The organism is Pseudoalteromonas sp. A25, assembly GCF_009176705.1.
In the GTDB taxonomy this organism is placed as follows: Bacteria; Pseudomonadota; Gammaproteobacteria; order Enterobacterales; family Alteromonadaceae; genus Pseudoalteromonas.
In genome coordinates this window covers 2,512,862-2,524,137 of sequence record NZ_AP021846.1, presented here as the reverse complement: position 1 = coordinate 2,524,137, position 11,276 = coordinate 2,512,862, and the positions used below count along the sequence as shown (strand labels likewise).

Below are 11,276 nucleotides of genomic sequence, written 5' to 3'. Positions count from 1 at the left end.
CTCCAAGTTGGTGATATGTTCAAAATGTATGAACTATGTCGCGACAAGGAGCCAAATTGTGCAGTACCTAACAACAAACACCCCCGAAATACTTCTTCATTTTGACACCATACATAACTATATTTGCCACTCTTACTGGGCCGAGAATATTCCAAAAGCAACACTCAGAACAGCCATAGAAAACAGTGTGAATTTTGCAGTAATAGATGAGCAACTAGGGCTACAAGCGTTTGCGCGGGTGATAACAGATAAAGCAACTTTTGGATATTTAGCTGATGTATTTGTATTGCCAGAATTTAGAGGGCAAGGCTTGAGTAAAAAAATCATGGAGCAAGTGATATCTCACCCAGACTTACAAGGCTTAAGACGAACAATGCTTGCAACTCGCGATGCCCACTCTCTTTATACCCAATATGGCTTTGAGCAAGTTACCAACCCTAAACCGCTGATGCAAATCCATAAACCTGATATTTATGTAAAAGCAGTATAACGCTGCTTTTATTTACTTATCTAGCTGTTGAGAGCGCAAAACATCATTTGCAATCGCGAATTAATAAACTTATTCCTTTCATACCTAAACTGCCTGCTTTAGCAATAGCCAATCACATTAGTATTGAACTCACCTGATATAAAGCTGTATTTATTCTTCAATAGTGGTGTTATACCAATTGCATTAAATTGGTGATTAGATATTGCGACAGATAAATGGCTTAGTAACAAGGCAAATTTTTTGCTATGTAGTTATTCTACATGAGAAATATTTAACGCAGTTAATGAGTTATTTAGCTCGCTAGAATGATCAATGTATTAATAAAATTGGTATTAGTTACCAAGCCGCAGATAAATGTTATCAAGTGTTACTTGCTATCGAGAAATGCCGCTTGTTGTTATACAATCAACAGTTGAATTTTAAATAACAATAAGTTAACTAGCAGACGTTAGGTCGAGACTAAACATGAATAAAAAAATGAAATGCGCAGCGCTAATGGCTTCGCTTTTGGGTAGCTTTGCTGCTCAAGCCACCATCGTAGAGTTCCAAACATCTCAAGGCACTTTTAAAGTCAATTTATTTGACGAGATAACGCCAAAAACAGTGGAGAACTTTCTTAGCTATGTGAATAACGACAGCTACCAAGGAACCGTCATTCATCGTGTTGAAACTAACTTCGTAGTTCAAGGCGGTGGTTTTTATTATGACGGAAAAATCCCGTTAAATGCTGTACAAACCAACGCACCAGTTGTGAACGAACCCGAGTTATCAAATGTTCGTGGTACGATTGCTATGGCTAAGCAAAGTGGTCAAAAAGACAGTGCAACTAATCAGTGGTTTTTTAACTTGAGTGACAACAGCGCTAATTTAGATGTGCAAAATGGCGGTTTTACAGTATTCGGTCAAGTGGTCGATAATGGCATGGAGATTGTTGATAAAATCGCACAAATCCCTTTGTGTGGTAGTACGCCATTGGTTGACTTTAGTGCTAGTCAGTGTACAGACAAAGATACTCAGCCTGCTGGCAATAACTTTATTACTGTAAACGCAATTACTGTTATAGACGATGCCCCAAATTCGGCTCAGGCCTTAACGCCTAAAGAGAATACTTTAATAGACGCCGTACCTACTGACCCAGATCCAGAGCCAAGTAAGCCTTCATCATCGTCGGGTGGCTCTATGTTTATCTCGTTGATGATGTTAGTTGGTCTTATTGTGACTAGAAAGCGCGGTTAAATTTGGTATTGGATTACAGATGTCGTGAGTTTCAATAGTATTTGGTGCGAAGTATAATCTTCGCACATATCTTCTTTCTCTATTTTTCGAATCTTGATACAGGGGCTTGCGGCCGTGGGTTGATACCCTAATCGCATAATTTGAGAGTAGACTATTAAATTTTTGATGGAGTGCTAAAAACCTATTTACGTCTGAAAATAGCTCAAAGGGTAAGCAGATGTGACAACCCTGTAGTTCAGGCATATCGCCTTTAAACGGTTACTTATAAACGCAGATTTTACGCGCTTTTTGCTTTTTTAAATGAGCCGCTTAACATTGGTTTCAAGTCTCTCAAAAGTAACTTTCCACTGGTTTCAAAATTTGCTGTTTTGGTTGATTTAAACCATCCCAGATGGCAAAGGAATAGTAGTGTTTCTTTTGTTTTACTAATGAATTGCTTTTCAAACTCTTCTTCTGAGAGTGTAGGGGTAAAGAATTCGTCGCTTATTGGGGTGTTTGTGGTCGCATTGGGGTGGTTCTCGCCGGTGATTAACCAGTGTGCAAATGCTTTTGTTTTAGGGTGTTCAAAAAACTTGCTGATAACCGAAAGTGTTGGCTCTCGCTCACCTTTCTCATACTTTCGATATGATGGTACTGGGATCTCTAACATCTCCGCAAAGTTTATTTGAGATTCATCTACAGAAATTCGCAGTTGTTTTAATCTTGTTGCAAAAGTATTTGACATATGACCCAATCCGATCAATTATTTTACCAGTTGACCCAGATAGGCTACATGAATTAAAACGACTTGTCTATTTGTGGTGATTAAAGGGGCGTGAGCTGGTGGAATGCTTTGTGATTTGTTTCATCACCTTCACAAAAAGTTAGGACCGTTAAGCGTTTAGTTAGTTTGCTGAATAAGCAAATACAGTTGCAGCGGGCAAAACGCTAACCATTACCGAATACGGATATGTAATGAATACGATACGAAGAAATGAACGTGTGCGTAAAGCGCAAACGATGGCTGCTAGGCAGTATATTCCTGCGACGATCCGCAGATTGCGTCGTGAAATGAAGTTAACTCAGGCGCAATTAGGTAAAAGCTTAGTAACGCCAGTAGACCAAGCCACGATTTCTAATTGGGAGTCAGGTAAAACTGAACTAACAGCATGTCAGTTACTTGATATCATGATGCTGTTCGGACAACCTAACTTCCTTTCGTTTATCGAGCAGTTTGAACCTGTTGATATTGAAGAGCAAAGAGAGTCAGCTTAAATACAATAAATATAATGCAATGATTTATTTACATCGCATTCACAGACCCGAGTTCTCGTACCTGTAGCAGTTTAATTAGCTGCGTTTTGCTGGTGAAATAGGCTTCAATAGCAGTCGGTCGTTTATTTCACCTTTTCGCGCTTGCTTTTAGATAATGCCCTGAGCGCTTATCCTTTTATACTTGCAAATTCTTAAATGCGAGTTTTTATCATTATCTATTTGTGTAAATAAGCACGGCGTCTCGTATCCTCTTTATATTCTTTTGGTTCCAATAATTATTGAGTTTTTCCAAGTGATGTGGTGCTCTATTTAGTTAAATTGGAGATATGCAATATTGCGTATTAATGCAGAGGGTATAGTACCAATCCGCAACTCTAAAAAAGCCAATAGTTGTATCAACTTTATGATGATGAAATTTTCTCAAACTACTCCTATCTTGCTATTAAGTTTACCTTTTAGCTCACTTGAGTTAACAAAATAAATACATATGGACCCGATATGAGTAAATTTCTATGTTAATTTTTTGTGTTTTGTGCCATATTAATAGTCACTAGCGCGACAGTAGCAGGTTTTTGGGCTGCTGTTATCAATACTAAACTTGGTTAGCACGGAATGAACTCATGGCCTATTCAGCAAAAGAAGCAGTATCATCAATAAGTTGTAATCCAGCATTTTCTAAAAAAAATGGCATAAAGTGGTTGCTACTCAGCATGGTAATTGCTCTTTCTTCTTGTGGGAGCAGCCGAGTGTATCAAGGTAAAGAGCTGGCCATTGCTTATCTTAATAACTCAAACGAGCTACACACTAAACAGGAATCAGAGTTAGCAGGGTATCAAGTAAGGATCAGCTACAAGGCGAAAGACTCAAACATAACAAGTGGCATGGGTGTACCCATTACAGAGCAACTCATTGTTACAGCGGATCATGTGGTAAGAGATTTAGAAGTCGGTCAAGGTGTTAATGTACAAATGGGTGATTTAGGCCGGCTTTCAAAGCCTGTGACGGCTAAATTGATAATGCGTTCACCAGAAAAAGACTTAGCTTATATAAAACTAAGTAAGCATACACTTCCTAGTAAAGCGGTGCCAATTTGGTGTGATAAGCAACAACTTGGCGATAAAGTAACGATGATGAAGCTAACAGGCGCAGCCAAAGTGTCGACAGCATCGGGCACATTATCTGGTATTACTGATAGGCCTCGTATGACTGATAGCTTTAATATAAAAGCGGCACAAAACGGAGCTGAACCAAATAGCATGCTAGACGAGCCGGTAAATTTTGTATTGTTGCATAGAAACATGCAAGGTGGGTTTTCGGGAGGGGCCATGTTTAATACAAATAAAAACTGTGTAACGGGTATCTCATCTATGGTGGCAAGTTTTAATGATTTAGCACAACCCCAGCGCTATGAATCAGTAAAAGAAGCGCTCAATAGAAAGTATTGGTCGCAAAACAGTAAAGTACTTGCTTTTGGTATACCAACAAAAACGGTACTGCAATACGCCAAAGGCCTTTAACTTCCTGTTAAAAAGCACTTTAAACGAATAGATTAGCGAGGCTGCGCAAGTGCCTCGCTTTTTGTTTTTGTGATAGCCAATCCCAAGGAACCGTGTATAAAATACGGCTTGATAATGATTAAAACAACAAGTTAACTAGGGAAGGTGTAGCAATGCAAAGCCGTTTATTAACCGCACTAATGGTCACACTCATAGTGTGTTTTTCAATTAAGGTGCAGGCATATCGCTTACCAAGTAATGATATCTTAGAATATCAAAGTGTTAACTTAACACTCTCCCCTGAGCAAAAGACATTTAAAGGCCAAACAACCCTAGACATCAACTATCTGCAAAGCACAACCACCGTGTCTTACCACGCCAGAGCACTAACAATTAAATCAGTGAAGCTCACACATCAAGGGCAAACGCACACTTTGAATATCGCAAAGCCTAATGAATTTGATATTGTGACGCATCAATTGGCTAAGCCAATAACAGGCAAAGCGCAATTGACTATTCGCTATGAGGGTGAGATTTCACAAAACACCATGGGCCTGTTTGTAGCGGACCAGCAAAGCGGTTCACCTTATGTTTTTTCACAACTGCAAGAGATGGAAGCGCGTACCGTATTCCCAGGTTTTGACGCGCCAGACAAGAAAACCCGCTTTGAGTTTAGTGTTGATATCCCAAAACAATATGACGCATTGCACAACACCCCAGTGGTTTCTAGCCTCGTGCAGGGGGAGCGCAAAATAGTGCGCTTTGCGCCGAGCCATAAAATATATACCGACGTGCTGGCATTAGCGGTGGGAGAGTTTCATTCTGTTGAACTTAAAGACACCCCATTTAACTCTGTTGTGTATGCGCCAAAAAACACGGCACTTAACTTGCCCACTGATATGAGTGAATTGGTGAGCAATACCATAACGTTTATGGAGCGGTACCTACAGTATCCATTCCCCTACAGCAAACTAGACTTTTTTGTCGCTCCCATTAACGGTCTTGCAGCGATGGAAAACGTGGGTTTAATTGCTCTGAACAATCATCAGATCCCAGAGCTGGATGCTGATGGTTTTGCGATGTGTCGATTCAGAAAGCTAATTGCACATGAAGTGGTGCATATGTGGTTTGGCAACGATATCACCATGAATTGGTATAACGACTACTGGATGAACGAATCATTCGCTGAATTTTTTGCCGCTAAAGCAATGCAAGCCCTTTATCCGCAGGCAATGGGCTGTGCATTTAATCCTCAGTCGTCGGCATTTTTTGACGACAAGCACAGCGCCAGAGCACTGCGCAGTGAAGTAAAGTACCGAGGTGATAACGAGGCTATAGGTCAGCTTGCATATACCAAGGGCCGCTCGGTGCTAGAAATGGCAGAGTTAGCACTGGGCCAAGCGCAGTTTAAAACCCAGATGCGCGCTTATGTCAAACAAGTGGCTGGGGCCAATACCAGTGCGCCTGCATTTACAGCACATTTTGCTAACACGCAGTGGTTTGAAGCGTTTCTTAATTCATTTATCACCCAATCGAACTATCCGTTGTTGACGCTTAGCAAGAATGATGACCAAGTGTTTATTCAACAAAGTAGTTTTGACAGCAGCCAAGATAAACGGTGGACCATCCCCTTAACCTTGAAAATATGGAATGGAAAACAGCTTAAAACACATAAAATTGTGCTCGGCAAAGTGCGCATGGCGCTCACCAATGTGCCTGCCAACGCACAGATATTTTTAGACACCAATGGCGTTGGGTACTTTAGATATTTAGACAATACCGGCAATGGGGAGTTTCCTGTTAAAAAGCTAAGTACTGCTGAGCAAGCCTCATACATAGACAATCAAGAAGCACTGGCAATGGCCGCTAAGGTTGATTTTATGACATACATTGATTCGCTGGTGCACATCATCAACACACTGCCACATAACACGCTTGAGGTAAGCAATGCGCTGTCGAGCTTGCAAAATACGTTTGTGACTCTAATACCTGAGTCTCTTAGCGTTGGTTATGCGCATTATTTAAGGGCTCAGTTACCGAATATCAACGATTGGTTGCCCATACTTGCCAATCAAAATGGCGGCTTATGGCTTGAATTATATGGCGTGCATCTTGGCGCAAGCAGCGCCATTACGGCGGCTAAACAAGCCTATAAAAACGCCCCTTTGAGCGAGCTTGCGCACCGTACCGCCGTGTTACGCGTATTGGTTGCCAATGCCGGTGAGCAAGAGTACCAAACAGTACTGAGCCAATTTGCACAAAGCGAAAAACACGTCAAAGAAGACTTACTGGATGCCTTGGGTTATGGCAATACACATAGCCAGATCCAAGCCTTTTATGACTTGTTACTAAGCGAGGCCACAAAAGGCCACGATATTGACTACCGCTTTCAGTTTCCAGCGTTTACCCCCAAACACCGTGCTTACGTAGGGCAGTATATTGTCAAGCACAAAGCGGCTATAAGCCAGCGCATTGCCGGGGATAAGTTGCAGTGGTTTCCTTACAATTTCATTACCGCTTGCTCAGCAAAAGAGGCTGAACTGGTCAAAAACACCTTTGCAGATTGGCAGGATGTACAAGGCCTAGACGCCAAACTAAATATTGTGCTTGAGACCATTAATGAATGTGCTGGTAACAGCAAAAGTAATTTGCAAAGCGTACGAAAGGTGTTAGCCCATTAACTACTAAGATAAATGCGGCTATGTGGTTGTATGGTCGCATTATCACCCACCCACTTAACAAGTGTGGTCATTGACTACACATAGCCAGAAAACTAAAATAGCGCCTCATCCTTTTGGTTTATTTTTAACCATTTGTTTTTGCTGGTTTTGTATAAATTATCAGCTGTTTCATGCGTTTAAAAACGCAGCTTCGTGCTAGTTAAGAGGTCAGGGCGTCGTGTTAAATAAAATGAAGGCTATGCTTACTATTTCGTTATTAGTCTGTATAAATTATTCAGCCGTGGCTAATAACAAAGATTCAAAGCATAGCGCAGGCAAAGAGTGGGATAAGCAAGCTCAGCCTGGTGATACACGACAAGTACGAACAGCCTCATCGCCAGCGTGGCTTGCAGCTGTGGGGCAAATGAAAATGCAAAATGGCAAAGAAGTGGGAGATTGCACCTTAGTCTTGGTGGGACACGAAGATACGCGATTGGCTCGCGTTGCAATAACCAACTCTCATTGTATTGAAGATTTATACGCGATAAAAAAGCCTCAGCTCCCTAGTAAAGTAAAGGTGACTTTTACCACTGAGCGCGGTGAGGTGGTCAATCGCACGGTTACCGATATTTTTTCCGATGGGCGTTTTGTTTACTCGTTAGACCCTGCAGATGATTATGCCATTGTTGTTTTAGATAAAGCGATTTCAGCAAGTGTTATCTTACCCCTAGTGTATGAAGCTGATTTTGCGTACAACTATCGAGATTTTATTTTTGACCCAGAATATAACGACGACCCAGAAATGGCTGTGTCTAGAAAAACCTACAAAGAAATCATTGCGGGTTACTCGGCAGACCTTAACGAGCACCTCGGTCGTGGGGGCAAAAATTTAACCTATGATGACAATTGTTTGTCTGCGTCAATCAACGAAGTTGAAGAGCAAGGTAATGACATTGAAGTAGAAAAAGTTAAAAATTGCTATGCATATCCTGGTGCTTCGGGCGGTGCATTTGTGGTGAGTTACTACGACACAGAAGAAGAAAATATCTACGGAAGTTATGGCAAGCAGATTGTGGTTTTAGTCGGGCTAAACAGAGGCACGCAAGGAGAGAAGGTTCTTAGTAACGGCCAATACGACCGTTCATTTCGTGAAATTGTGCCAATTCTAAACTTTGTTGATGATCTCGATGAGGCGGTTGAAAAATATAACACAACTTTGTAAGTTCTGACGCTCGAGAGCACGTACACAACGCATCGCCTTAAGTTTAAGTTATTCTGTGGCTACGTTTTTGAGAAACGCAGGTCATTTAATATTTTCTTGCTGAACCACTAGCTAACACTAATTATTTACTCACACGCTATACTCTTTTAAAAATGATCATTCAGTCGTTGCTACATGAATCGAGATAGTCATGTGGGTAGGTGTATTTATCCCTCATGATCGCAGCGAACAAAGGCGTTCTAAAATGAGCAATATATCTAAATCGTTAGAGCATGAGTGCGCAGTGACTTCCGGTTGCCGTGCATTAAAATTGATACTAACACCTAAAGATAAGGATTTAGGCGGGTTGAGTGTACGGCGAACGCTGCCTGTTAGGGGCTGTCGCAGTGTGGGGCCGTGGGTGTTTTTTGATCATATGGGGCCTGCTCGTTTTAAAGCTGGGCAAGGCGTGGATGTAAAACCTCACCCACATATTGGCCTTGCCACCGTTACTTACCTTTTTGAAGGCGAAATGCTGCATCGAGACTCGTTAGGGAGTGAACAAACGATTGTGCCCGGAGATCTTAACCTGATGGTTGCGGGGCGAGGGATTGTGCATTCTGAGCGCCAACGAGAAGAGGTTAAATCAGCATCACACACTTTGCATGGCTTGCAATTGTGGTTGGCATTGCCAACGCAAGATGAACAATGTGAGAGCGCATTTTTTCACTACGCAAGCGCCGATATTCCCAGCGTAAGCGAAAACGAAGTGCCAATTCGGGTGCTAATTGGAGAGGCGTATGGCGTGGTCTCTCCCGTAAAAACCTTCTCTAATACCTTGTATGTCGAAGCGCGGATGCAAGCTGGGCAGTCTTTAGTATTACCAGAAGTGGATGAACTGGCGCTCTATGTCGTCACAGGTCAACTAAGTGTGTTAGATAACGTGCTTGAAGAACATAGCATGGCAGTTTTTGCAAAAGACGCTGGCATTATCGTAAAGGCACTTGAAGATACCACTGTCGCACTGATTGGCGGCCGAAGTGTTGGCAAGCGCTATATGGATTGGAACTTTGTTGCCAGCGATAAATCCCTTATCGAACAAGCCAAACAAGATTGGAAGACGGGACAATTCCCCAAAGTCCCCAACGATGACGTTGAGTTTATTCCCTTGCCCGAGTGGTGATTGGTTGTATTTATAACTGTGATGTTTTAACAAACAAAAAAGCCATCAAAACAAAGTTTTGATGGCTTTTCATTTCGCTATTTGGTGGAGCTGGGGGGGGATTTGAATATCTGTCAATATTTATTTAACTGATTGTTTATATGCAACTTTTTGTTAGTTTTGTAATTCTAGTGGCAATATTAAAGTTAAAAACTAGATAATGCGTGCTACTCTCTTGCCTATTCGTAAGACTCTAAATTCTTTAAAAGGCGACTAATGACTAAAGTACAATATTTACTCGTATGTGTATGCTTAGTTATTGTAGGGGCAATATCAAAAGAACTGCTTGCTGAACCCTTCATGGACTTGCTTCAAGTCTTGTCAGGTATTGGCGGTCTAGTGGGGGGAGTATGCGCTTTTATAGCGTTGTTGGGGTGGCGAAAACAAATCGTCTACAATAAAAAAGTAGAAGTTCTGGAAGCGCTGGAAAACGTAAATGCTGCTTACAGTTCCAGTCAAATGAAAATTGCAGCTATGTATATGTTTGCATTGAACTTCGAAAAAAGCTCAGATGTTGAGGAAAGAAGGATTCATAGCGAGCATTATGATTTACGCTATAGAATGTATTTGGAAGATCTAAATAGGTTGAAAGCTATAAGCAGGGAACTTTTAGTTAGGTCTAGAGTTCTCGCGGCGATAACTAATACGCGTCAGGTAAATACTTTACATAATGATTATTTGTGCAATATAAATGAACTTTCTAATAAGTTAATACCGCAGTTTTTACCCCTAGACGAATGTGGGAAAAGTAATTTAATTAAAGCCACTGATGAAGAAGATAAAAAGCATAGAGAGCCTTACATAAAATATAGGAAATATTTGTATGACTCTTTGGGATTGACTTTAGATTAAATCAGCTTCTAAGCTATTTTTTGTTATGGTCATGCTCTTTGATGTAATTACCATAATGCCTAAATAACATTTCGGGCCCATCGTGGCCCATTTGATCAGCTATCCACCACAAATTACGGCCCTCACTAATCAGCATAGTCGCGAAAGTGTGGCGTGCTTGGTAAGGGTGGCGGTATCGCACTTCGCTTTTTTTAAGTATGGGGATGCAAATGTTTTTACGGATTTGCGCGGCACCAATTAGTAGTGCAGATGAAAATAAGCAAGCGCTATTTGATTTTATGCAGTGTGATATCCATACGTTTATGCAATATTCGCACAATGTCTATCGCGGTGTCCCTCACTGTATAAATAATAATATGTTGATTATGCGGATGTAGTCGCATATTGGGGGAGATTTCATCAATGGCTTTGCCAATAAAGGGCGATTCAGCTAAGCCCTTTATTGCTGAGTCCAATTCCAGCAAGTACGTATCCGCTTGGTTGCTGTCCCATTTATGATATGTGTATTGCCAAATACCCACTAAGTCACTGTGGGCAAGTGGTTTGATGGTGATATTAAGCATCGACCTCAGCTTTTGCTTTGGCGTCTGCAATAATGCTGCTCATATCTAGCGGTATAGATTCGCCACTGTTGAATCCATCATCAATTGCGGTGCGAAGGGCGTGCAGTCTTGCTTGGTATACTTCGTCTTGTTGCATTTTCAATCGCAGCGCTTCGCGAATCACTTCGCTGGCATTGTTATACATGCCAGTATCAAGCTGCTGCTTAATATACTCTTCAAATACGGGGCTTAAATTAACGTTCATAGTCGCCACCTCCTGCCTTAACTGTATATGGCTATGTCTAATATTGTCAATTTTAGAC

At 41.3% G+C, this 11,276-nt stretch carries 12 protein-coding genes; 8 read left to right on the top strand and 4 right to left on the bottom strand.

Going from position 1 to position 11,276, the window contains the following annotated elements; all coding sequences use genetic code 11:
• Nucleotides 1-58: 58 nt before the first annotated feature.
• Both GDK41_RS10755 and GDK41_RS10750 read left to right on the top strand, forming a co-directional pair.
• On the top strand, nt 59-490 hold the full coding sequence (locus GDK41_RS10755) for a GNAT family N-acetyltransferase (RefSeq protein WP_232056447.1): 432 nt from the start codon (nt 59-61) through the stop codon (nt 488-490).
• Nucleotides 491-955: 465 nt separating this feature from the next.
• On the top strand, nt 956-1,726 hold the full coding sequence (locus GDK41_RS10750; protein ID WP_152086410.1) for a peptidylprolyl isomerase: 771 nt from the start codon (nt 956-958) through the stop codon (nt 1,724-1,726).
• Between the two features lie 277 nt (nt 1,727-2,003).
• Here GDK41_RS10750 and GDK41_RS10745 read toward each other — a convergent pair whose 3' ends face one another.
• Entirely contained in the window at nt 2,004-2,450 is a 447-nt protein-coding gene (locus GDK41_RS10745) for a helix-turn-helix domain-containing protein (RefSeq protein WP_152086409.1), read from the bottom strand.
• A 230-nt stretch (nt 2,451-2,680) separates the two neighbouring features.
• Between GDK41_RS10745 and GDK41_RS10740 the strand changes: the two genes are divergently transcribed.
• The 6 genes from GDK41_RS10740 to GDK41_RS10715 all read left to right on the top strand — a co-directional run bounded on the left by GDK41_RS10740 (nt 2,681) and on the right by GDK41_RS10715 (nt 10,411).
• Nucleotides 2,681-2,980, top strand: a complete 300-nt coding sequence (locus GDK41_RS10740; protein WP_152086408.1) for a helix-turn-helix domain-containing protein — start codon at nt 2,681-2,683, stop codon at nt 2,978-2,980.
• A 620-nt stretch (nt 2,981-3,600) separates the two neighbouring features.
• A complete protein-coding gene (locus GDK41_RS10735; protein WP_152086407.1) occupies nt 3,601-4,497 on the top strand; it encodes a S1 family peptidase in 897 nt (298 codons plus the stop codon).
• A gap of 152 nt (nt 4,498-4,649) precedes the next feature.
• Nucleotides 4,650-7,157, top strand: a complete 2,508-nt coding sequence (locus GDK41_RS10730; protein WP_152086406.1) for a M1 family metallopeptidase — start codon at nt 4,650-4,652, stop codon at nt 7,155-7,157.
• Between the two features lie 238 nt (nt 7,158-7,395).
• On the top strand, nt 7,396-8,358 hold the full coding sequence (locus GDK41_RS10725) for a trypsin-like serine peptidase (protein ID WP_152086405.1): 963 nt from the start codon (nt 7,396-7,398) through the stop codon (nt 8,356-8,358).
• 244 nt (nt 8,359-8,602) lie between these two features.
• Nucleotides 8,603-9,520, top strand: a complete 918-nt coding sequence (locus GDK41_RS10720) for a pirin family protein (protein ID WP_152086404.1) — start codon at nt 8,603-8,605, stop codon at nt 9,518-9,520.
• 255 nt (nt 9,521-9,775) lie between these two features.
• Complete coding sequence (locus GDK41_RS10715; RefSeq protein ID WP_152086403.1) at nt 9,776-10,411, top strand: hypothetical protein; 636 nt, start codon at nt 9,776-9,778, stop codon at nt 10,409-10,411.
• A 13-nt stretch (nt 10,412-10,424) separates the two neighbouring features.
• Here GDK41_RS10715 and GDK41_RS20490 read toward each other — a convergent pair whose 3' ends face one another.
• Genes GDK41_RS20490 through GDK41_RS10700 form a run of 3 tightly spaced genes read right to left on the bottom strand, consistent with a single transcriptional unit; the run spans nt 10,425 to nt 11,218 of the window.
• Nucleotides 10,425-10,730, bottom strand: coding sequence for a tyrosine-type recombinase/integrase (locus GDK41_RS20490; protein ID WP_152086402.1), 306 nt, complete (start codon nt 10,728-10,730; stop codon nt 10,425-10,427).
• Nucleotides 10,678-10,974: a type II toxin-antitoxin system RelE/ParE family toxin gene (locus GDK41_RS10705; protein WP_152086401.1), complete on the bottom strand. Its 297-nt coding sequence runs from the start codon at nt 10,972-10,974 to the stop codon at nt 10,678-10,680. The genes GDK41_RS20490 and GDK41_RS10705 overlap by 53 nt, the downstream gene beginning before the upstream one ends.
• Nucleotides 10,967-11,218, bottom strand: coding sequence for a type II toxin-antitoxin system ParD family antitoxin (locus tag GDK41_RS10700; RefSeq protein WP_152086400.1), 252 nt, complete (start codon nt 11,216-11,218; stop codon nt 10,967-10,969). The genes GDK41_RS10705 and GDK41_RS10700 overlap by 8 nt, the downstream gene beginning before the upstream one ends.
• Nucleotides 11,219-11,276 lie beyond the last annotated feature (58 nt).